At 63.5% G+C, this 23,233-nt stretch carries 16 protein-coding genes and 1 tRNA gene; 15 read left to right on the top strand and 2 right to left on the bottom strand.

Annotated features, from left to right (window positions below):
- Positions 1-63 precede the first annotated feature (63 nt).
- From R5N89_RS11115 to R5N89_RS11105, 3 genes are all read left to right on the top strand, one after another.
- Complete coding sequence (locus R5N89_RS11115; protein ID WP_110566794.1) at positions 64-1,236, top strand: phosphoserine transaminase; 1,173 nt, start codon at positions 64-66, stop codon at positions 1,234-1,236.
- A gap of 83 nt (positions 1,237-1,319) precedes the next feature.
- Positions 1,320-2,471, top strand: a complete 1,152-nt coding sequence (locus R5N89_RS11110) for an ATP phosphoribosyltransferase regulatory subunit (protein WP_110566948.1) — start codon at positions 1,320-1,322, stop codon at positions 2,469-2,471.
- An 89-nt stretch (positions 2,472-2,560) separates the two neighbouring features.
- A complete protein-coding gene (locus tag R5N89_RS11105) occupies positions 2,561-3,850 on the top strand; it encodes an adenylosuccinate synthase (protein ID WP_110566946.1) in 1,290 nt (429 codons plus the stop codon).
- 199 nt (positions 3,851-4,049) lie between these two features.
- Here R5N89_RS11105 and rpoH read toward each other — a convergent pair whose 3' ends face one another.
- Together rpoH and R5N89_RS11095 are read right to left on the bottom strand one after the other, a co-directional pair.
- Positions 4,050-4,946 (bottom strand): RNA polymerase sigma factor RpoH, encoded by an 897-nt coding sequence (rpoH, locus tag R5N89_RS11100; protein WP_110566792.1) that lies wholly within the window; start codon positions 4,944-4,946, stop codon positions 4,050-4,052.
- A gap of 243 nt (positions 4,947-5,189) precedes the next feature.
- Positions 5,190-6,161 (bottom strand): RluA family pseudouridine synthase, encoded by a 972-nt coding sequence (locus tag R5N89_RS11095; protein ID WP_110566790.1) that lies wholly within the window; start codon positions 6,159-6,161, stop codon positions 5,190-5,192.
- Positions 6,162-6,209: 48 nt separating this feature from the next.
- Here R5N89_RS11095 and R5N89_RS11090 point away from each other — a divergent pair, with 48 nt between their 5' ends.
- The 12 genes from R5N89_RS11090 (at position 6,210) to R5N89_RS11035 (ending at position 23,069) form a co-directional block, all read left to right on the top strand.
- Positions 6,210-6,566: a hypothetical protein gene (locus R5N89_RS11090; RefSeq protein WP_110566788.1), complete on the top strand. Its 357-nt coding sequence runs from the start codon at positions 6,210-6,212 to the stop codon at positions 6,564-6,566.
- Between the two features lie 77 nt (positions 6,567-6,643).
- A tRNA-Glu gene (locus tag R5N89_RS11085) sits at positions 6,644-6,719 on the top strand.
- Between the two features lie 592 nt (positions 6,720-7,311).
- Positions 7,312-8,406, top strand: coding sequence for a glycosyl hydrolase family 8 (locus R5N89_RS11080; RefSeq protein ID WP_110566785.1), 1,095 nt, complete (start codon positions 7,312-7,314; stop codon positions 8,404-8,406).
- Positions 8,403-9,437: an endoglucanase gene (locus R5N89_RS11075; RefSeq protein WP_244192028.1), complete on the top strand. Its 1,035-nt coding sequence runs from the start codon at positions 8,403-8,405 to the stop codon at positions 9,435-9,437. Before R5N89_RS11080 ends, R5N89_RS11075 begins: the two co-directional genes overlap by 4 nt.
- Positions 9,438-9,612: 175 nt before the next feature.
- The gene (gene bcsA, locus R5N89_RS11070) at positions 9,613-11,877 is read left to right on the top strand and encodes a UDP-forming cellulose synthase catalytic subunit (RefSeq protein ID WP_110566783.1); all 2,265 of its coding nucleotides are present in this window, start codon (positions 9,613-9,615) and stop codon (positions 11,875-11,877) included.
- Between the two features lie 7 nt (positions 11,878-11,884).
- Positions 11,885-14,287: a cellulose biosynthesis cyclic di-GMP-binding regulatory protein BcsB gene (locus R5N89_RS11065; RefSeq protein WP_354680679.1), complete on the top strand. Its 2,403-nt coding sequence runs from the start codon at positions 11,885-11,887 to the stop codon at positions 14,285-14,287.
- Positions 14,288-14,289: 2 nt separating this feature from the next.
- Entirely contained in the window at positions 14,290-18,270 is a 3,981-nt protein-coding gene (locus R5N89_RS11060; protein ID WP_110566779.1) for a cellulose synthase subunit BcsC-related outer membrane protein, read from the top strand.
- The gene (gene bcsD / locus R5N89_RS11055; RefSeq protein ID WP_061271618.1) at positions 18,270-18,740 is read left to right on the top strand and encodes a cellulose biosynthesis protein BcsD; all 471 of its coding nucleotides are present in this window, start codon (positions 18,270-18,272) and stop codon (positions 18,738-18,740) included. Before R5N89_RS11060 ends, bcsD begins: the two co-directional genes overlap by 1 nt.
- Before the next feature lie 213 nt (positions 18,741-18,953).
- Positions 18,954-21,161, top strand: coding sequence for a beta-glucosidase (locus R5N89_RS11050; protein WP_110566776.1), 2,208 nt, complete (start codon positions 18,954-18,956; stop codon positions 21,159-21,161).
- 11 nt (positions 21,162-21,172) lie between these two features.
- Positions 21,173-21,835, top strand: a complete 663-nt coding sequence (locus tag R5N89_RS11045) for a hypothetical protein (RefSeq protein WP_110566943.1) — start codon at positions 21,173-21,175, stop codon at positions 21,833-21,835.
- Between the two features lie 149 nt (positions 21,836-21,984).
- On the top strand, positions 21,985-22,443 hold the full coding sequence (locus R5N89_RS11040; protein WP_110566769.1) for a cupin domain-containing protein: 459 nt from the start codon (positions 21,985-21,987) through the stop codon (positions 22,441-22,443).
- Positions 22,440-23,069 carry an NUDIX hydrolase gene (locus R5N89_RS11035; RefSeq protein ID WP_110566767.1) on the top strand — a complete coding sequence of 210 codons (630 nt, stop codon included), beginning with the start codon at positions 22,440-22,442 and terminating at the stop codon, positions 23,067-23,069. Before R5N89_RS11040 ends, R5N89_RS11035 begins: the two co-directional genes overlap by 4 nt.
- Positions 23,070-23,233: the final 164 nt, after the last annotated feature.

Here is a 23,233-nt window from a genome sequence, read left to right as displayed (position 1 = left end):
CTGGCGCACCGGTTGGCGGTGTTGCCGTGCCAATGCCGTGTCGCGAACAGGACGTTATCTCCCTTGCCTGAAGCCCTTACTGCAAAGCCGTCCGTGCGGCCTGCCAATCCGCGCTTTTCCTCCGGTCCGTGCGCCAAGCGCCCGGGGTGGTCGCTCCATGCCCTGGCCGATGCGCTGGTAGGGCGCTCGCACCGCTCGACCGAGGGGCGCGCACGGCTCAACGAGGTCATTACCCGCTCCAAGGCCATGCTGGGCATGCCCGAGGACTGGGTGCTCGGCATCGTGCCCGCATCCGACACGGGTGCGGTCGAGATGGTGCTGTGGTCCATTCTGGGCACGCGCCCGGTGGATGTGCTGGCGTTCGAGAGCTTCTCCGCCACCTGGGCCAATGACATCATTGCACAGCTCGAACTGCCCGAGGCCCGCGTGCTCAAGGCCGGGTATGGCGAGATTCCGGATCTGGCGCAGGTGGACTGGTCGCGGGACGTGGTGCTGACCTGGAATGGCACCACATCTGGCGCGCGCCTGCCCTATGATGCCGCTATTCCCACGCAGCGCGACGGGCTGGTGATCTGTGATGCCACATCAGCCGCCTTCGCCATGGACCTGCCGTGGGAGAAGCTCGATGTGGTGACATGGTCGTGGCAGAAGGTGCTCGGCGGCGAGGCGGCCCACGGCATGCTGGCCCTTTCCCCCCGCGCGGTGGAACGCCTGGTGTCCACCCCCGCGCCGCGCGCGCTGCCCAAGATCTTCCGCCTGACCAACGCCAAGGGCCTGATCGCGGGTATTTTCAAAGGCGATACCATCAACACGCCCTCCATGCTGTGCGTGGAAGATGCGCTTGATGGCCTGAAATGGGCCGAAAGCATTGGCGGGCTGAAGGGCCTGATCGCGCGCAGCGAAGCCAATCTTGCCGCGATTGCCGCATGGGAGGCGCAGTCCGGTTGGGCGCAGTTCCTCGCGCCCAACCCGGAGCACCGCTCGAGCACGGCCATCTGCCTGCGCATTGTCGCCCCGTGGTTTGCAGCACTCGATCACGCAGCCCAGACGGCGGCGGCGAAGAAGATCGTCTCCCTGCTGGGCAAGGAAGGCGTTGCGATGGATGTGGGCAGCTACCGTGATGCCCCGCCGGGCCTGCGGCTGTGGGGTGGCGCCACGGTCGAGACAGCAGACCTCGCGGCCGTGCTGCCGTGGCTTGACTGGGCTTATGAGCAGGTGCGGCGCGAACACGCCTGATCCCTCCATTTCTCCTTTCCATGTCCGAACCATCATGCCCCGGCCGCGTGCCTGCGGGCATGATGCAGCACGATAGGCCTGCCATGACTGATGTCCCGCCGTTCAACCCAGCCCTTCTGCCTGCCGGGTTCGTGGACCGGCTCCCCCCCGAGGCCGAGGCCGAGGCTGCGGGCGTCGAGACCCTGATGCGCGTGTTCGCGGCCCATGGTTATGACCGCGTGACCCCGCCGCTGCTGGAATTCGAGACCACCCTGCTGTCTGGCTCGGGCGCGGCGGTGGCGGCGCAGACCTTCCGCCTGATGGACCCCGATACGCGGCGGATGATGGCCCTGCGGCCCGACATGACGCCCCAGATCGCCCGCATTGCCGCAACGCGCCTGCCTGACATGCCGCGCCCGCTGCGCCTGTCCTATGCCGGGCCGTGCGTGCTTATGGCCAGCAACCGGGGTGAGGGGGATCGGCAGATCTCGCAGGCGGGCGTGGAACTGATCGGCCCCGATGGCCCGCATGCGGATGCGGAAATCGTGGCCCTTGCCGCCGAGTGCCTGGCAACCCTGCAGGTGCGCGGCGTCTCCTTTGACCTGACCATGCCAGCGCTCACCACCGCCCTGCTTGATGCGGGCGGGTTCGAGGGGCCTGTGCGCAGCACGCTCATGCGCGCGCTTGACCGCAAGGATGCGGCTGCCGTGGCACGGCATGGCGGCGATTTGGCCGAGGTGCTGATCCGCCTTTTGCATGCGGCAGGCCCGGCGCAGGGCGCGCTGGCTGAACTCGCGGCGGTTGACCTGCCGCCCGCCGTCCGCGCGCTGAGCGAGCGGCTGGCGGGCACCGTTGCCGCCATCGAGGCCCGCGTGCCCGGCATCCGCCTGACGGTGGACCCGGTGGAGTTTCGCGGCTGGCAGTATCATACCGGCGTGTGCGTAAGCGTTTATGCCGCAGGCCAGCGCGAGGAGCTGGGCCGGGGCGGGCGCTACCTGTCCAATGATGATGAACCGGCCTGTGGCATTACCCTGCGGCCCGACATCATCCTGCGCGCGGCGCCGGCCCTGCCCAGCCGCACGCGCATCTTCCTGCCATGGGGCACGCCAGCGGAAAAGGCGGCTGCCCTCCGGGCTGCGGGCTATGCCACGGTCAGCGCCCTCGGGCCGGATGAAGACCCGCTGGCGCAGGCGGCCCTGCTGGCCTGCACGCAGGTGGTGGTGAATGGCCAGCTCGTGCCGGTGGATGGCGCCTGAAGTTTCGACTGATTTCTTTTTTCTGAACCGACCCCGTTTTTCCGGCTGGCCGCGCAGTGGCTGCCGGGCAGCATATCAAGGAGCATGAAATGTCCAACGTGACCGTGATCGGCACCCAGTGGGGTGACGAGGGCAAGGGAAAGATCGTGGACTGGCTGGCCAGCCGCGCCGATGTGGTCGTGCGCTTTCAGGGCGGCCACAATGCAGGCCATACGCTGGTTGTGGGCGAGCAGACCTACAAGCTTTCCCTGCTGCCTTCGGGCCTCGTGCGCGGCAAGATGGGCGTGATCGGCAATGGCGTGGTGGTTGACCCCGAGGCGCTGCTCAAGGAAATCGACCGCGTGACCGCCCAGGGCCTGAAGGTGACGCCCGAGACGCTGAAGATTGCGGAAAACGCCCCCCTGATTCTGCCCGTGCATGGCGCGCTTGACCGCGCGCGCGAAGCCGCCCGCGGCGAGCGCAAGATCGGCACCACCGGGCGCGGCATCGGCCCCGCCTATGAGGACAAGGTCGCCCGTCGTGCCATCCGCCTGTGTGATCTGGCCGAGCCGGAAACGCTGGACTGGAAGCTCGACGAACTGCTGCTCCACCACAACACCCTGCTCAAGGGGCTGGGTGCCGAGACCTTCACCAAGCAGGAACTGCTCGACTTCCTCAATGGTGTCGCCCCCCGCGTGCTGCCCTTCATGGCGCCTGTGTGGGACCTGCTCGATGACAGCCGCCGCAGCGGCTCGCGCATCCTGTTCGAGGGCGCGCAGGCGGTGATGCTGGATGTGGACCACGGCACCTATCCCTACGTCACCTCATCAAACACCGTGGCCGCCAATGCGGGCACGGGTGCGGGCGTGGGGCCGACGAGCATCGGCTTCGTGCTGGGCATTGCCAAGGCCTACACCACCCGCGTGGGCGAAGGCCCGTTCCCCAGCGAACTGCATGATGACATGGGCCGCACGCTGGGCGAGCGCGGACATGAATTCGGCACCGTGACGGGCCGCCCCCGCCGCTGTGGCTGGTTTGATGCCGTGCTGGTGCGCCGCGCGGTGCGCGTGGGCGGGGTGAATGGCCTGGCCCTGACCAAGCTGGACGTACTCGATGGGCTGGACGAGATCAGCATCTGCGTGGGCTACGAACTCGACGGCAAGACCACGAAGCACTTCCCCTCGGCTCCCGGCGCGCAGCAGCGCATCCGCCCGGTGTTCGAGACGATGGAAGGCTGGAAAGACAGCACGAAGGGCGCGCGCTCCTGGGCTGAACTGCCCGCGCAGGCCATCAAGTATGTGCGCCGCATCGAGGAACTGGTGGAGGCGCCGGTGACCCTGCTTTCCACCAGCCCCGAACGCGACGACACCATCCTGATGCGCGACCCGTTCGAGGACTGATCGGAGCGGAACAGGCGTTTTGGAGTGCTGCCGTTTTGCCAGAAGGCAGCACTCCTTTGAAGCTTTAAACGTCTTACTGTTTTCAGCAGGCGTGACATCTTAAAGAAAAAGCCCCGCAGCCAATGGCACGCGGGGCTTTGATTTTAAAAGTGTTTGGTAAAGCTTTTTCCAGAAAGCTTTAAAGACCGTCGCCTTTACTTCAGGCTTCAGCCCCCTCGGCATGTCGGGCGCGGCGTGATGCGACTTCGGTCTTCATCGCGGCCTGCACCTTTTCAAAGGCGCGGACCTCGATCTGGCGCACCCGCTCGCGCGAGATGTTGTAGACATGCGACAGCTCTTCAAGCGTGGCCGGTTCATCCTTGAGCCTGCGCTCGGTCAGGATGTGGCGCTCGCGATCGTTGAGCGACTTCATGGCATTGGCCAGAAGCGCCTGACGGCCGGAATATTCCTCGCTCTCGGCCAGGGTCTGTTCCTGGTTGTCGTTGTCATCCACCAGCCAGTCCTGCCACTCGCCCTCGCCATCCATGCGCAGCGGCGCGTTCAGGCTGTGGTCGGGGGCGGCGAGGCGGCGGTTCATGTTCACCACGTCCTGCTCGGGCACGCCGAGGGACTGGGCGATCTTGTTGACCTGCTCGGGCTGGAGGTCGCCATCGTCAATGGCCTGCATCTGGCCCTTGAGGCGACGCAGGTTGAAGAAAAGTTTTTTCTGGGCAGCGGTTGTGCCGATCTTCACCAGTGACCAGCTATGCAGGATGTATTCCTGTATCGCGGCACGGATCCACCACATGGCATATGTGGCCAGGCGGAAGCCCCGATCGGGGTCGAAGCGGCGCACGGCCTGCATCATCCCGATATTGCCTTCGCTGATCAGTTCGCCCACCGGCAGGCCATAACCACGATAGCCCATGGCGATCTTGGCCACGAGGCGCAGGTGGGAGGTGACAAGCTTGTGGGCGGCTTCAGTGTCGCCCTTGTCCTTCCAGCGATGGGAAAGGCGAAGCTCCTCCTCGGGGGAGAGCATGGGGAATTTGCGGATATCCCGAAGATATTTGGACAGGTTGTTTTCGGGACCGGAAATAAGAGCAGAAGAGGCCATTGCAACGGACTCCTGTACCAGAGGGATGGGGGCAGCTGTAATCCGGCTCAACGTCATTGTGACCGGGCGGGTTGCATCATCACTCTGCTAGACGCACGACTGGACTTCTCACGTCCCTGCATGCAACCCCCATCCTGGGCAGTTCCATACAGGACGTCCAGTTAGCCTGGGGGCGTCGGCCCCGGCGAACAATCACCGAACATAGGCATTGTTCCTGCTCCTGTCAATGAATATGCCTGTTAATCAGGCAATATCGGCCAGAAGCTGGCGGAAGTCTTCCGGCGGCGCGCTTTCAAACAGCATCTCCTCGCCGCTGCGCGGGTGGATGAAGCCCAGCCTGCGTGCATGCAGCGCCTGGCGGCCAAAATCCAGCGCGGCCGCCTTCGCGCCGGGCGGCAGGGCGCGGGCGGCGGCAGGAATGCGGCGCAGATAGACCGGGTCGCCCACCAGCGCATGCCCGGCATGGGCAAAATGCACCCGGATCTGGTGCGTGCGCCCGGTGGCCAGCTTGCATTCCACATGCGCAAGGCCACCGTGGAAGGTATTGAGCACCCGGTAGTGGGTGAGCGCGTGCTTGCCGCTGTCGCCGGTCACCACCGCCATGCGCTTGCGGTCGCGCTTGTCGCGCCCGATCGCGCCATCGAACGACCCGCTGCCCGGTGTGGGGATGCCCCAGCACAGGGCTTCGTAGGCGCGGTCGATCCGGCGCTCGGCAAAGGCGAGGGACAGGGCCTGATGCGCCATTTCGGTCTTGGCCGCGACCATGATGCCCGATGTGTCCTTGTCCAGCCGGTGCACGATTCCGGGGCGCTTTTCGCCGCCAATGCCGGTCAGGCTCGCGCCGCAATGGGCAAGCAGGGCGTTGACCAGCGTGCCATCTTCATTGCCTGGCGCCGGGTGCACCACCATGCCGGCGGCCTTGTCGAGCACGATCAGGTCGCGGTCCTCATATAATATGGTCAGCGCGATGTCCTGGCCCTGCGGCGTTGCGGGGATTGCGGGGGGGATGTGAATTTCATAACACATGCCTGCCCGCACCGGTTCGGCCGGGTCGCGCAGCGGATCGCCATTGCGCAGCAGGTGTCCGCTTTCCATAAGGGACTTGATGCGCGAGCGCGAAAGGCTCTCGACCGCATTGGCAAGAAAACGGTCGGTGCGCTGGCCTGCATCATCGGCGGTGGCGATGATCGGGGCAGGGGGGGCAGTGTCATTCATGGCATGTGTCTATCGGAAAAAACGGTATTCGGGAACGGAAAGCACGGAATGGAAAAACAGGGATCGCGCGCGCTGCTCGCCGCAGTGATCGGCATGGGGGTTCTGCTGTTCCTCGGGTCGCTGGCGCTGGTGGGGGTTCTGGTGCATCGCATGATGCACCCTGCCCACCCGCCAGCAGCCGCGCTGGCGGGGGCAGGTCCCGTGGCGGCGGTCGGGCCGGACATGTCGGCACAGGCAGCGCTTGTGGTGGACGAGCCGCCCGGCACGAGCGTGCGGTCGCTCACCGCGCGGGCGGACGGGCTGCTGGCCGTGGCGCTGACAGGCGGCGGCGTGGCTGACCGCATCATCGTGTGGGATCCACTGGCGCGGCGCATCACGGCGCGGCTGGTGCTGGGGCAGCCCTGAACACAAATGCGGGGCGTGCGTGATTCTTTGCTTGCATGCCCCCGCAACATCGCCTAGAAGGCGGCTACCGGCCTTTTGTCCCGTTCGTCTAGAGGCCTAGGACACTGCCCTCTCACGGCGGCAACAGGGGTTCGAATCCCCTACGGGACGCCAGCCAGTTCTGGCTGAATAAAAGACTGACTGATGAAAACCCGCCGCAAGGCGGGTTTTTCGTATGTACTTCGTTTTTTTATAAATATCTTTGCCAGAAGCCTGTCTGCGCTATGGCAAGGCAACTTTATTTATATTAATATATAATAAAAGCATCTTATATACTGCGGTCTGCCCGTCTGCTAAAAAGCATTGATCCAGATCAATCGCGTCTGAAATTTAAAAATATTTTCCGTCTTTTAATTTTGCAAAAGATGACACCATAGTGAACGGCGATCGTTTGCCATATTTCTCTTCTTTAATTTCCTTAGGAATTATCAACGGTTTTTACAGAGGGCCATTTGCCCCTGCGTGACAAAAATGCAACTTTTTCTTCCCTGTAGCCAGTTGTGGCGCTGGTGGCGGTTTCGCCGCTGGGGGGAGAGACGTTATGCTCCTTTTCAGTAATAAAGTCTGTCCCGGAATGGTCGCCTTCGACTTGCAGGATGGAGGAGTTTCCGATTAAGGCGTCATGGCGTGGCAGGGTATTGAGGGCGCAGCAGGCGTTCGGCCAGGCAGTGGCGTGGGTTCAGACTTCTTGAGGGTGTGGTGGTAGATGCTGTTGGATTTTATGAAGCTGCAAAAACATGTATCCGGGATGGGGCGTCGCTCCTTTCTGTCCGTCATGGCTGTGGCTGGCAGCTTTCCCATGCTTTCCTCCGGCGCTGAAGCTGATGATGCCATTGGCATCAACCCGCAGATCGCCCAGCAGTGGGCCATTTTCCGGGACAAGTATTTTCATCCCAACGGGCGCATCATCGATACGGGCAATAGCGGCGAATCCCACAGCGAGGGGCAGGGCTACGGCATGCTCTTTTCCGCTGCGGCGGGCGACCAGGCGGCGTTCGAGGTAATCTGGGTCTGGGCGCGCACCAACCTGCAGCACAAGGATGACGCCCTGTTCTCCTGGCGTTACCTTGACGGGCACAAACCGCCCGTGGCCGACAAGAACAACGCAACCGACGGGGACCTGCTCATTGCCCTCGCCCTGGCTTGGGCCGGCAAGCGATGGAAGCGCGCCGACTATATTCAGGACGCCATGAACATCTATGGCGACGTGCTGAAACTCATGACGAAGTCCGTCGGCCCCTACACGGTGCTGCTGCCGGGCGCTGTCGGGTTTCTCACCAAGGATACGGTCACGCTGAACCTGTCCTATTACGTCATGCCCTCCCTCATGCAGGCCTTTGCGCTCACGGGTGATGCGAAGTGGACAAAGGTGATGGGCGACGGGCTGCAGATCATCGCCAAGGGACGATTCGGTGAATGGAAGCTCCCGCCGGACTGGCTGTCGATCAACCTGCATACCAACGCCTTCTCCATTGCCAAGGGCTGGCCGCCGCGCTTCTCGTATGATGCGATTCGCGTGCCGCTCTACTTGTCTTGGGCGCATATGCTGACCCCGGAACTGCTGGCGGATTTCAGCCGGTTCTGGAACCATTATGGCGCATCCGCCCTGCCGGGCTGGGTTGATCTGACCAACGGCGCGCGTTCGCCCTATAATGCGCCGCCGGGCTATCTGGCGGTGGCGTCATGCACGGGCCTGGCCTCGGCGGGTGAACTGCCCACGCTCGATCATGCGCCCGACTACTATTCGGCCGCGTTGACGATGCTGGCCTATATCGCCCGGAACCAGGGAGATGGGATGTGAGCACACCTGAAAAGGAAGCAGGAACGCAGGTGAATATCGACAACCAGCAGGATGTCGACCGTATGCTGACGGATGGCTACGGTATCAGCAGTGCAGGTTTTCACTACCGCCCTTTCAAGCAGAAGCGCCCGCCCAGGCCAGAAGTCAGGCACGACGAGTCTGGCGCAGAGCAGGCCGCAGCAGCCGAGCACGCTCCTGCCGCTGAAGAAGCATCGCAGCATTTCGTTTCTTCCTACGATGATACCTATTCCACCCCGGCAGCGCCTGAGGCTGCGCCTGTTGAGGCAGCAGAACAGCCGCAGCACTACGGGGAAACAGCCTACACGCCTGCCGCGCATGATGCCTATGCCGCACAGCCGGAGCCGGAACAGGCCGCGCCCGAGCCTTATGTTGCGCATGACGATACGCCCGCAGCCGAACCCGAGACCTATGCCGCCACGCACGCCGAAACCGTAACGGTTCCGGAATATGCGGCCGCCCCTCAGCCAGTTGCGACCCCCGTGCCGCCGCAGCCCGCGCCCGTGGCCCCGGTTGTTGCTGCCGTGGCGCAGCCGGTCAGGCAGGAGCGGCCCTCATTGTCGCCAGTGACGCCCCCCAAACCTGCGGTGTCTTCCTTCATGGCGCCCCGTCCTGCCCCGGCTTTTGGCTCGGCTTCAGCCACGCCCCCCATCGCAGCAGAGGACTGGGCCCCCGTGCCCAAGGCCCAGCAGCAGCGTGGGCAGCGTTTGACAGGGCCAGGCTTCTTTTTTGGTGCGGGAAGTGAGCGGGCGCCCGCAGCAAGGCTGTTCCAGTCGGCACCGGTGTCCCGGCCTGTTTCAAAACCTGTTTCCAAGGTGACCACAATGACCAAAGTTGACAAGAGTTCCCCGAATGACAGTCAGGCAGGCCGCCCTGCACCGACCGACAATTCTCCGACCCTGACCGAAGTGTTCATGACCCTTGGCGGTCGGGCCACGGATCGGCTGGTGCCCAAGCCCAGCCTGCGTGATGCCCTGTTGCGCAAGCGTGAAGGCACGAACGGCGAATCCTGACACCGTGCCGGGAGCAGTCTGCTCCCGGCCTGCCAAAGGAAAGAAGGGGGAAGGTTTTCCCCATCCCGCACAAGCGGCGGGCCGAAAGGCGACATGACGGACCGAATGCGTCTGACGGTTTTCTTTTGAATATATCTACCTGTTTTATCAGTATTTATTATCGGACGAGCTATTGATGTCAGAGGTTCAGTCGCCAGTACCCACGGAGAGTAGGCTAGGCCGCATCTCCAACAAGATACTGTCACTGCGTGGGGCCAGCTATATAGTTGGAGCGCTGGGGCTTTGTGCACTTATTGCCGCGACCACGGTTACGCTGAACAATAATGAGCAGCTAATTGTGGCAGCTGTATGTGTTGTCATCTTTTTTGTTGTCGGGCGTGGCAAGAGCCGGCGCACCCAGATTTTTCTCGAGGTGCTCTCCGCGCTGGTTTCCCTGCGTTACCTGACATGGCGCCTGACCGAAACGCTCGACTTCAATACATGGATTCAGGGCATACTGGGCGTAATCCTGCTCATGGCCGAGCTGTATGCCCTGTACATGCTGTTTCTCAGCTATTTCCAGACAATCCAGCCGCTTCATCGTGCGCCGCTGCCCCTGCCTGACAATGTTGACGACTGGCCGACTGTCGATATCTTCATCCCGACCTATGATGAGCAGCTGAGCATCGTGCGCCTGACCGTGCTGGGCGCGCTCGGCATCGACTGGCCGCCCGATAAAGTGAATGTCTATATCCTTGATGACGGTGTGCGGCCCGAATTCGAGCAGTTCGCCAAGGATTGCGGCGCCCTGTATATCGGGCGTGTCGACAGCGCGCACGCCAAGGCGGGTAACCTCAACCACGCCATTAAGCGGACTTCCGGCGATTACATTCTCATCCTGGATTGTGACCATATTCCGACACGCGCGTTCCTGCAGATCGCCATGGGGTGGATGGTCGCTGACCGCAAGATCGCCCTGATGCAGACGCCGCATCACTTCTACTCTCCCGATCCGTTCCAGCGTAACCTGGCCGTGGGCTACCGCACCCCGCCGGAAGGCAACCTGTTCTACGGCGTCATCCAGGATGGCAACGACTTCTGGGATGCCACCTTCTTCTGCGGCTCATGCGCCATCCTGCGGCGTGAGGCCATTGAATCGATCGGCGGCTTTGCGGTTGAAACCGTGACGGAAGATGCCCATACCGCCCTGCGCATGCAGCGCCGCGGCTGGTCCACCGCTTACCTGCGCATTCCCGTTGCCAGTGGTCTGGCCACCGAGCGACTGACCACCCATATCGGCCAGCGCATGCGCTGGGCGCGCGGCATGATCCAGATCTTCCGCGTGGATAACCCGATGCTCGGGCGCGGCCTGAAGTTGGGCCAGCGGCTTTGCTATCTTTCGGCCATGACGTCGTTCTTCTTCGCCATTCCGCGCGTTATCTTCCTTGCCTCGCCGCTGGCGTTCCTGTTTGCGGGCCAGAACATCATCGCCGCCGCGCCACTGGCCGTGGCGGCCTATGCCCTCCCGCACATGTTCCACTCCATTGCAACCGCCGCCAAGGTGAACAAGGGCTGGCGCTATTCGTTCTGGAGTGAGGTGTACGAAACCACCATGGCGCTGTTCCTGGTGCGCGTGACCATCGTCACCCTGCTGTTCCCCTCCAAGGGCAAATTCAACGTGACGGAAAAGGGCGGCGTGCTTGAGGAGGAAGAGTTCGATCTTGGGGCGACCTACCCCAACATCATTTTCGCCACCATCATGATGGGTGGCCTGCTGATCGGTCTGTTCGAGTTGATCGTGCGTTTCAATCAGCTCGATGTCATTGCCAGGAACGCTTATCTCCTGAACTGCGCCTGGGCGCTGATCAGTCTCATCATCCTTTTCGCTGCCATTGCCGTGGGGCGCGAGACCAAGCAGGTCCGTTACAACCATCGTGTCGAAGCGCATATCCCGGTAACGGTTTACGATGCGCCTGCCGAAGGGCAGCCCCATACCTATTATAATGCGACGCACGGCATGACCCAGGATGTTTCCATGGGTGGTGTTGCCGTGCACATCCCCTTGCCCGATGTCACCACGGGGCCTGTCAAGAAACGTATCCATGCCGTGCTTGATGGCGAGGAAATCGATATTCCCGCCACCATGCTGCGCTGCACGAATGGCAAGGCCGTGTTCACATGGGACAATAATGACCTTGATACGGAACGCGATATTGTCCGCTTCGTGTTCGGGCGGGCTGATGCCTGGCTGCAATGGAACAATTATGAGGATGACAGACCGCTACGCAGCCTGTGGAGCCTGCTGCTCAGCATTAAGGCGCTGTTCCGCAAAAAAGGCAAAATAATGGCCAATAGTCGTCCAAAAAAGAAACCACTTGCACTACCGGTTGAGCGCAGGGAGCCCACAACCATCCACAGTGGACAGACACAAGAAGGAAAGATCAGCCGTGCGGCCTCGTGATATGAAAATGGTGTCCCTGATCGCGCTGCTGGTCTTTGCAACGGGGGCACAGGCTGCGCCTGTTGCTTCCAAGGCGCCAGCTCCGCAGCCCGCAGGTTCAGACCTGCCACCTCTCCCTGCCGCACCGCCGCAGGCTGCTCCGCCCGCAGCCGCGAGTGCCGCCCCGCCCGCCACAACCCCGGCGGCGGATGCCTCAGCAGCCAGCGCGGCTGATGCGGTCGTGGACAATGCCGAGAACGCCATCGCCGGGTCTGACGTGGCGACGGTGCATACATATTCCCTCAGGGAACTTGGTGCGCAGAGTGCCCTCAAAATGCAGGGCGCTGCTACGCTGCAGGGCCTGCAGTTCGGTATTCCGGCCGACCAGCTCGTGACTTCGGCGCGGCTTGTCGTGTCGGGTGCGATGTCGCCCAGCCTCCAGCCTGACACCAGCGCGGTCACGATCACGCTGAACGAACAGTTCATCGGCACGCTGCGGCCTGACCCCACACACCCTACATTTGGGCCGCTCTCGTTTGATATCAACCCCATCTTCTTCATCAGTGGCAACCGGCTGAATTTCAGCTTCGCTTCAAGCTCGAAGGGCTGCACGGACCCCAGCAACGGGTTGCTCTGGGCCAGCGTGTCCGAACATTCCGAGCTGCAGATCACCACCATCCCGCTTCCCCCGCATCGCCAGCTGTCGCGTCTGCCCCAGCCGTTCTTCGACAAGAACGTAAAGCAGAAGATCGTCATTCCGTTCGTTCTCGCACAGACATTTGATCCCGAAGTGCTGAAGGCGACGGGCATCCTGGCATCGTGGTTCGGCCAGCAGACCGATTACCGTGGCGTCACCTTCCCGGTCTTCTCCACCATTCCGCAAACGGGCAACGCCGTTGTTGTCGGCGTGGCTGACGAGCTGCCTTCCGCCCTCGGGCGCCAGGCGGTCAGTGGCCCCACGCTTATGGAAGTGGCCAATCCATCCGACCCCAACGGCACGATCCTGCTCGTAACCGGGCGCGACCGTGATGAAGTCATCACCGCGAGCAAGGGCATCGGTTTTGGTTCGAGCACCCTGCCGACAGCCAACCGCATGGACGTGGCGCCGATCGAGGTCGGGGCCCGCGTGGCGAATGACGCGCCCTCCTTCATTCCGACCAACCGCCCGGTCCGCCTGGGCGAACTGGTGCCAGACAGCGCCCTGCAGGCTGAAGGTTACGCCCCTGGCGCGCTGGCGGTGCCATTCCGTGTCTCGCCTGACCTGTATACGTGGCGCGATCGGCCGTACAAGCTGAACGTCCGTTTCCGCGCGCCGCCGGGGCCGATCGTGGATGTGTCGCGCTCGTCGCTCAATGTAGGCATCAACGATACCTATCTCGAGGCCTATCCGCTGCGTGAGCCGGATTCACCGCTGGACCAGCTCCTGCATGGGGTGGGCCTTGGCCATCGTAATAATGACAGCGTGCAGCAGCACACCATGCCCATCCCGACCTACCGGGTCTTTGGCCAGAACCAGCTGCTGTTCTATTTCGAGATGGCGGCGATGGTCGAGCCGGGCTGCAAACCCGGCCCGAGCACGTTCCATATGGGCATTGATCCCAATTCGACGATCGATCTGTCCAACTCCTATCACATCACCCAGATGCCCAACCTCGCCTTCATGGCCAGTGCGGGCTTTCCGTTCACCACCTATGCCGACCTGTCGCGCTCGGCCGTGGTGCTGCCCGAACACCCCAATGGCATGATTGTCAGCGCCTATCTCGACCTCATGGGCTTCATGGGGGCGACGACATGGTATCCGGTGTCTGGCGTTGATGTGGTCTCCAGCGACCATGTGAATGACGTGGCGGACCGGAACCTGATTGTCCTGTCCACGCTGGCCAATAGCGGTGATGTTTCGCAGCTGCTGAGCAATTCGGCCTATCAGATTTCCGATGGGCGGCTGCACATGGCCCTGCGTTCGACGCTGAGCGGCGTGTGGAACCTTTTCCAGGATCCCATGTCGGCCATCAACAGCACGGCCCCGACCGATGTCGAGAGCACGCTGACCGGTGGCGTGGCCGCGATGGTCGAGGCGGAATCGCCGCTGGCATCGGGTCGGACCGTTCTCGCGCTGCTTTCGGGTGACGGGCAGGGGCTCAACAACCTTGTGCAGATCCTGGCGCAGCGGAAAAACCAGGCCAAGATCCAGGGTGATCTGGTGCTGGCACATGGGGATGACCTGACCTCCTACCGCAGCTCGCCGCTGTATACGGTTGGCACCGTGCCGCTGTGGCTCAAGCCTGACTGGTATATGCACAACCATCCCAGCCGCGTGGTCGTGGTTGGCCTGTTCGGTTGCCTTCTGGTGGTGGCTGTCCTGATGCGCGCCCTGACCAAGCATGCTCTGCGCCGCCGTCGGGAGTTGCAGGAAGAAAGGCAGAGAACGTGATCATGAACAGGCGATACGCCCTTTCGCTTTCTGGTGCCCTGCTGGCCAGCAGTTGCATGACGGTGCTGGTGGCGGTTCCTGTTGCGCGGGCGCAGCAGGCTTCCACTGCCGTGACTTCCACAGCCGCGAGTCCGGCTGCGGCCCCACGGCAGATCCTGTTGCAGCAGGCACGCTTCTGGCTTCAGCAGCAGCAATATGACAATGCCCGCCAGGCCCTGCAGAATGCGCAGCGCATCGCCCCCGATGCCCCTGACGTGCTGGAAGTGGAGGGTGAATACCAGGCGGCCGTTGGCAACCGCGAAGCCGCTGCCGATACCCTGCGCCACCTGCAGCAGGTGGCCCCGGCCAGCACGGCGGTCAGCAACCTGAGCGATCTGCTCAGCGAGCGGGCCATTTCCCAAAGCGACCTGTCACAGATCCGTTCGCTGGCGGGTTCGGGCCAGAACGCGCAGGCGGTGGCGGGGTACCAGAAGCTGTTCCACGGTGGCAAGCCGCCCCGTTCGCTTGCGGTGGAATACTACCAGACCATGGCGGGCGTGCCGACCCAGTGGGACCAGGCGCGCGCGGGGCTGGCCGGGATCGTTGCGTCCAACCCGCAGAATTACCGCGCCCAGCTCGCCTTTGCCCAGGCCCTGACCTATAATACCTCGACCCGCATGGAAGGCCTGACCCGGCTCAAGGATCTGCAATCCTTCCAGAGTCAGGCCCCGGTCGAAGCTGCCGCCGCGACGCAGTCCTATCGCCAGACCCTGAGCTGGCTGCCGGTCAATCCCGATACGCAGCCCCTCATGGAGCAGTGGCTTTCCGCCCACCCCAATGATGCCGCGCTGCGCGAACACATGCTTCACCCCCCCGGCGGCCCGCCGGACAAGGCGGGGCTTGCGCGGCAGGCCGGTTACCAGCAGCTCAACGCGGGCCGTCTTTCCGCTGCCGAACAGTCCTTCCAGTCGGCGTTGCAGATCAACTCCCATGATGCTGATTCACTGGGTGGCATGGGCCTCGTGAGCATGCGGCAGGGCGATACCGCCGAGGCGCACCGCTATTTTGAAGAGGCGATGGCCGCCGACCCCAAGACTGCCGATCGCTGGCGCCCGGCGCTTGCGGGCATGGCGGTCAGCGGGGACTATGCCGCCGTTCGCCAGTTGATTGCCGCCCATCAGTATACCGAGGCCAAGCAGAAGCTTGCCACGCTGGCCCGCCAGCCCGGGCAGTACACCGGCGCGACCCTCATGCTGGCCGACCTGCAGCGCTCGACCGGGCAGGTTGCCGCCGCCGAGCAGGAATATCGTGGCATCCTGTCGCGTGAGCCCAATAACCAGCTGGCCCTTATGGGGCTGGCGCGGGTGGACATGGCGCAGGGCAACACGGCGGAAGCACGCCAGCTCCTGTCGCGTGTGAGCCCGCAATATGCCAGCCAGGTCGGGGAAATCGAGGTTTCCGGCCTTATGGCGGCAGCGTCGCAGACATCGGATTCAGCGCGCAAGGTTTCCATCCTGCGCGAAGCGATGGCCCAGGCCCCGCGTGACCCGTGGGTGCGCATCAACCTTGCCAATGCGCTGCAGCAGCAGGGCGATGTGGCTGAAGCCGGGCGCGTGATGCAGCCCATCCTGGCCAATCCTGTCACCGCGCAGGACCGCCAGGCCGGTATCCTGTATACCTATGGCAGTGGCAATGATGCGATGACCCGCCAGCTTCTGGCCGGTCTGTCGCCCGCGGATTATTCCCCCGCGATCCGTTCCATTGCCGAGGAAATGGAAATCAAGCAGGACCTGGCCAGCCGCCTGTCGATGGTATCCAACCCGGTGCCGCTGATCCGCGAGGCCCTTTCCCAGCCTGATCCGACCGGCGCGCGTGGCGTGGCGGTGGCCGACCTGTTCCGCCAGCGTGGCGACATGGTGCATGCGCGCATGGCGCTGCGTATCGCCTCGACGCGCACCATCGACCTTTCGCCCGACCAGCGCCTGTCCTACGCCACCGAATACATGAAGATCAGCAACCCGGTGGCAGCCGCACGCCTGCTGGCCCCGCTGGGGGATGGCACGGGTTCGGGCGCGGGCAATGCGCTGCTGCCCGAGCAGATGCAGACATTGCAGCAACTGCGCATGGGCATCTCGGTGGCGCAGTCCGATCTGCTCAACCAGCGTGGCGATCAGGCGCAGGCCTACGATCATCTGGCGCCCGCCCTGCAGGCCGACCCGGAGGCGACATCGCCCAAGCTGGCGCTCGCGCGGCTGTATAACGGCCACGGCAAGCCGGGCAAGGCGCTCGAGATCGACCTTGCGGTGCTGCGCCACAACCCGCAGGATCTTGATGCGCGGCAGGCGGCGGTGCAGGCGGCGGTCAACAGCAACCACAACAGTCTTGCCACCCGTCTCGCGATGGATGGCGTGCAGGAAAGCCCGATGGATGCCCGCGCCTGGCTGGCCATGGCCGTAGCTGACCAGGCCGATGGCCATGGTCAGCGCACCATCGAGGACCTGCGCCGCGCCTATGACCTGCGCCTGCAGCAGGTCGAGGGCACGCGGGCCGCGTCTGGTCCGGTCGGGGCGCAGGAAGAAGCGCTTGCCCCGCCATCGACCAACCCGTTCCAGTCGCGTGGCTACGGGCATCAGGTGGAACTGGGCGCGCCGGTGACCGGTGGCTCCTACAGTGCCGAGGCGGCATCGCCCGATACGTCGGACCAGATGCTCTCCTCCATTGCTGGCCAGATCCACACGCTGCGTGAAAACCTTGCACCCTCCATTGATGGTGGGCTGGGCTTCCGGTCGCGTTCGGGCGAGCATGGCATGGGCCGCCTGACGGAAGCGAACATTCCCATCGTGGGCCGCCTGCCGCTGCAGGCCGGTGCTTCCGCCCTGACCTTCTCGATCACGCCAACCATGATCTGGTCGGGCCAGCTCAACACAGGCTCCGTCTATGATGTGCCGCGTTATGGCACGTTCATGGCAACGCAGGCTGCCAACCAGTGCGCGGGCCACAGTTCGTGTGGCGGGCTTGATTTCCTGAGCGCCAACCATACCCAGCGCATCGCGGCTGGTGCAGGCGAGGCCGGGTTTGCGCCGGATGTGCAGTTCGGCAATAGCTGGGTGCGCGCTGATGTCGGCGCCTCGCCCATCGGCTTCCCCATTACCAACGTGCTGGGCGGGGTCGAGTTCTCGCCGCGCGTGGGGCCGGTCACGTTCCGTGTCAGCGCCGAGCGCCGGTCGATCACCAACAGCGTGCTGTCCTATGGTGGCCTGCGTGATCCGAACTACAACAGCGAGGTCGGTCGTTACGCGCGTCAGGTCTATGGTCATGACCTGACCAAGCAGTGGGGTAGCGAATGGGGTGGGGTGGTGACCAACCACTTCCACGGTCAGGTCGAGGCGACGCTGGGCAACACCATCCTGTATGGTGGTGGCGGCTACGCGATCCAGACCGGCAAGAACGTGCAGCGCAACAGCGAGCGCGAAGCCGGCATCGGCGCCAATACGCTGGTGTGGCATAACGCCAACATGCTGGTGCGCATTGGCGTGAGCCTGACCTATTTCGGTTATGCCCATAACGAGGATTTCTATACCTATGGGCAGGGCGGCTACTTCTCGCCGCAGTCCTATTATGCGGCAACCGTGCCGGTGCGTTATGCGGGCCAGCACAAGCGGCTGGACTGGGATGTGACGGGTAGCGTGGGCTACCAGGTGTTCCATGAACACGCGGCGCCCTTCTTCCCCACGTCATCGCTGCTGCAGTCCGGTGCCAATTACGTTGCATCGAACTTTGTGCAGAATGCCCTGCCAACGGATTATCTGTCGCAGGAAACGGTGAACAGCGCCTACTATCCCGGGGATAGTATTGCTGGTCTTACGGGCGGCTTTAATGCTAGGGTGGGCTATCGCTTTACACGCAATGTTCGTCTTGATCTCTCGGGGCGCTATCAGAAGGCCGGTAACTGGACTGAAAGCGGCGCCATGATTTCCGCACACTATCTTATTATGGACCAGTAATGACAACTTTGAACGCAAAACCGGACTTTTCGCTTTTCCTGCAGGCACTGTCCTGGGAGATCGATGATCAGGCCGGGATCGAGGTCAGGAATGACCTGTTGCGCGAGGTCGGCCGGGGTATGGCTGGTCGTTTCCAGCCGCCGCTGTGCAACACCATCCACCAGCTCCAGATCGAGCTGAACGCCCTGCTGGCCATGATCAACTGGGGCTACGTAAAGCTGGACCTGCTGGCGGAAGAACAGGCCATGCGCATCGTGCATGAAGACCTGCCGCAGGTGGGCAGCGCGGGCGAACCCGCCGGCACATGGCTTGCCCCGGTGCTGGAAGGGCTTTATGGCCGCTGGATCACGTCGCAGCCCGGCGCCTTCGGTGATTATGTCGTGACGCGTGATATCGACGCGGAAGACCTGAACTCGGTCCCGGCCCAGACGGTCATCCTGTACATGCGCACCCGCAGCGCCGCGACCTGACCTTACCAGTCGCGCCATTTGCGTCAAAACCCTGCCCACAGGCGTGTTCATGCCCTGTAGGCGGGGTTTTTGCGTATATGGCCTCCACTCTTTGCCCTGTTTTTGCGCTAGATCATGCGGCGTGGGGGCAGGGTGCTTCACAAATGGGCCAAGGAGATGGCGGGCGGCTGCCCGTGTCGTCACTGTCCAGCCCCTGAAGGAGGAGCCAGCCACATGAGACTGTCCCGCAAGATATTCCTGTTATCCGCCGTGGCGTGTGGCATGGCGCTGGCCCAGGCGCCCGCCTTTGCCCGGCATGCGCATGATGGCGGGGGCGACCAGGCCGATGCCCGGGCGCGGCAGGTGCTCGCCTCCATGAGCCTTGAGGACAAGATGTCCCTGCTGTTCAGTGTTGATGGCGGCGGCTTTAACGGCAGCGTGGCCCCTCCCGGTGGCCTGGGGTCGGCTGCATACCTGCGCGCGCCCCAGGGTTCGGGCCTGCCTGACCTGCAGATTTCGGATGCGGGGCTTGGCGTGCGCAACCCCGCGCATATCCGCAGGAATGGTGAAGCGGTTTCGCTGCCGTCGGGCCAGTCCACGGCCAGTACGTGGGATATGGACATGGCGCGGCAGGCCGGTGTCATGATCGGGCGCGAGGCATGGCAGAGCGGCTTCAACATCCTGCTTGGCGGCGGTGCGGACCTGACGCGCGACCCGCGTGGCGGCCGCAACTTTGAATATGCGGGCGAAGATCCGCTGCAGACCGGGCGCATGGTGGGCAGCACCATTGCAGGCGTGCAGTCGCAGCATGTGATCTCCACGCTCAAGCATTATGCGATGAATGACCTCGAAACCTCGCGCATGACCATGAGCGCGGATATCGACCCTGTGGCCATGCGTGAAAGCGACCTGCTGGGCTTCGAGATCGCGCTTGAAACCGGGCATCCGGGCGCGGTCATGTGCTCGTACAACCGCGTCAACGACCTGTATGCGTGTGAAAACCCGTACCTGCTGAACAAGACGCTGAAGCAGGACTGGCATTATCCCGGCTTTGTCATGTCCGACTGGGGGGCCACGCATTCCTCCGCGCGGGCGGCGCTGGCGGGGCTGGATCAGGAATCCGCAGGTGACCATACGGATGCCCGGCCCTATTTCCGCACCCTGCTGGCTGCTGACGTCAAGGCCGGACGCGTGCCCGAAGCGCGCATCAACGACATGGCGGAGCGCGTTGTCCGCGCGCTGTTCGCGGCGGGGCTTGTGGACCATCCGGCGCAGCGCGGGCCGCTTGATGTCGTGACCGATACCCTCGTGGCCCAGAAGGATGAGGAAGAAGGCGCGGTCCTGCTGCGCAACCAGGGCAACATCCTGCCGCTTTCGCCTACCGCGCGCATTGCCGTCATTGGTGGCCATGCCGATGCGGGCGTGATTTCGGGCGGTGGCTCCAGCCAGGTCGATCCCATCGGGGGCGAGGCGGTGAAGGGGCCGGGCAAGAAGGAATGGCCGGGTGATCCGGTCTATTTCCCGTCCTCGCCGCTCAAGGCCATGCAGGCCGAGGCGCCCGGTGCCCGGATCACCTATGATCCCGGCACCAGTATCGCCTCTGCCGTGCGGGCCGCGCGGGCGGCTGACGTGGTGGTGGTATATGCCACGCAGTTCACCTTCGAGGGGATGGACGCGCCCAGCATGCACCTTGATGACAATGCCGATGCGCTGATTACGGCCGTGGCCGCCGCCAACCCGCGCACGGTGGTGGTGATGGAAACCGGCGACCCGGTGCTGATGCCGTGGAACAGCAGCGTGGCGGGCGTGCTCGAGGCATGGTTCCCCGGTTCGGGCGGTGGTCCGGCCATTGCCCGGCTGCTGTTTGGCAAGGTTGCGCCCTCGGGCCACCTGACCATGACCTTCCCGCAGGCGGAATCTCAGCTGGCCCACCCCGATATTGCAGGTGTTACGGCAGATAACGTGTTCGAGATGCAGTTCCATACCGATCAGGAACTGGTTTACGACGAAGGCAGCGATGTCGGTTATCGCTGGTTCGACCGCAATCACTTCAAGCCGCTCTATCCGTTCGGTTATGGCCTGACCTACACCACGTTCAGCACCGATGGGCTGAAGGTGACGGAACGCCATGGGCAGGTTACGGCCACGTTCAACGTGCACAACACCGGCACGCGGGCGGGCGTGGATGTGCCGCAGGTCTATGTTGGCCTGCCCGATGGTGGCGCGCGCCGCCTGGCGGGCTGGCAGCGCATCAGCCTGGCGCCGGGCGAGAGCCGTCAGGTTTCCGTGCAGCTTGAGCCGCGCCTGCTGGCCCATTTCGATGGAAAACATGACCGGTGGAGCGTGCCCTCGGGCACCTTCCGCGTGTGGCTTGCGTCATGCGCCACCGATGACAGCCAGCAGACCACCATGCATCTGCATGGCCGGACCATGGCGCCCTGAGGGTGGATGTCATGGGCAGGGGGGTATGTGTAGCGGCGATGATGGGGGCGGGCCTGCTGCCTGCCAGCCCCATGCTGGCGGCCAGCCTTTCATGGTCCGATACGCCAGCCGAGCGCGCGCGCCTGATGATGAGCGTGCAGGAACTGGAAATAACCCTGCTCACCCACCCCAGCGCCACGCTGGCGCTGGAGGACTGGTGCGCTACCCACCATATGGCAGCACGCCCCGTTGTCGTGGCGCAGAAGGTCGCCCTGCCGCAGCCCGACCCCGTGCCCGCGCGGGTGCGGGCCGATCTGGGCGTGAGTGCTGCGCAACCGGTGCGGCACCGGCAGGTGCGGCTGGTCTGCGGGCCATATGTGCTTTCGGTGGCGGATAACTGGTATGTGCCCGCCCTGCTGACCCCGCAGATGAACGCCACGCTGGAGGGAACCGACACATCCTTCGGCCATGTGGTGGCGCCGCTGCACTTTACGCGCGAGCGGCTGGAGTTTACGCGGCTGTGGTCGCCATGGCCGGGACCGGTTGTGGGGCAGGGCGGCACGATGATCGTGGCTCCGGCTGAAATCGTGCGCCAGCGCGCGGTACTGCGTGACGGCCAGGGCCGTCCGTTCAGCGAGGTGGTGGAAACCTATACCGACCAGACCCTCGCTTTTACGCCTCAGGGCCAGAGGTAAAGCTTTCCTCCAAAAAGCTTTAAAGAACGCTGCCTTTTTGAAAAAAGGCGGCACCCGGAAACTTTTATTCTCTGTTCCCCTGCCGTTTGCAGCCTGGCGGCAGGAGGGCTACGCCGGAGCATGCGATCATGACCGGAGCCAGAACCCCCATGACAGATTTGCGAGATCCCAACACCCCTGCCGAGACCGTGCGGCAGCTACTGGGCCTGCAACCCCACCCCGAAGGCGGCAGCTACCGCGAACTATGGCGCGATACCCCGCCCGATGGCCCGCGTGGCGCGGTCTCGACCATCAGTTTCCTGCTGGCGGCAGGCGAGCGCTCGCACTGGCACCGCGTTGATGCAGCCGAGATCTGGTGCTGGCAGGGTGGCGGCCCGCTTGTGCTGGAAATTGCCGCAAGGCAGGGTGCCGCGATCGAGCGGATCGTGCTTGGCCCGCTGCCAGCACGGGGGCAGGTGTTGCAGGCGGTGGTGCCACCGGGCGCATGGCAGGCGGCTCAGAGCGAGGGGGCGTGGAGCCTTATGGGCTGCCAGGTGGCCCCCGCCTTCGTTTTCAGCCAGTTTGAACTGGCCCCGCCCGGCTGGACGCCACAAGGAGACAATGCATGACAACCCCGCAATGGCTCATCTGGGCCCGTGACCTGCAGGCGCTGGCCCAGAGCGGCCTGACCTATGCCGAAAGCCCGTTCGACCGCGAACGTTATGAAAGCATAAGGCAGATCGCAGCCGATATGATGGCCGCGGGCAGTCATGCCGACATGGAGCGCGTGCTCGACCTGTTCACCAGTCAGGACGGCTATGCCACGCCCAAGCTGGTGGTGCGCGCCGCCGTGTTTGATGCGCAGGGCCGCATGCTGCTGGTGCGCGAGGTGCTGGACCATGACCGCTGGACCCTGCCGGGCGGCTGGGCGGATGTAAACCTGACCCCGGTGGAAAATACGGTAAAGGAAGTGCGCGAGGAAAGCGGCTTTAGCGTGCGCGTGACCAAGCTCGCCGCCGTGTGGGACCGCGACCGGCAGGGCCATCCGCCCGCACCCTTTTCATGCTGCACGCTTTGTTTCATCTGCGAACTGACCGGTGGGAGCGCCGAGACCAGTATCGAGACATCGGAGATTGGCTGGTTTGCAGCCGACAGCCTGCCTACCGACCTGTCGCTTGGGCGCGTGCTGCCCCATCAGCTGACCCGCATGTTCGAACATGCCGCCAACCCCGACCTGCCCACGGATTTTGATTAAAATCGTTTAAAGACAATGTATTGGTGAAAGCAGGAAAGGTTTTTGGGTGTCGCCTTTTTTCAAAAGGGTGGCATTTGGCCAGGCCGGTCAGCAAGCAGTCTCACCCTGCATGGCTTGCGGGCGCTGTGCATGCAGGCCATTGAAAAACCGACCGGGATTTCCAT

The organism is Komagataeibacter sucrofermentans DSM 15973, from assembly GCF_040581405.1.
Classification (GTDB): domain Bacteria; phylum Pseudomonadota; class Alphaproteobacteria; order Acetobacterales; family Acetobacteraceae; genus Komagataeibacter; species Komagataeibacter sucrofermentans.
The sequence above is the reverse complement of the archived record's forward strand: the minus strand, read 5'-3'. Positions and strand labels throughout refer to the sequence as shown.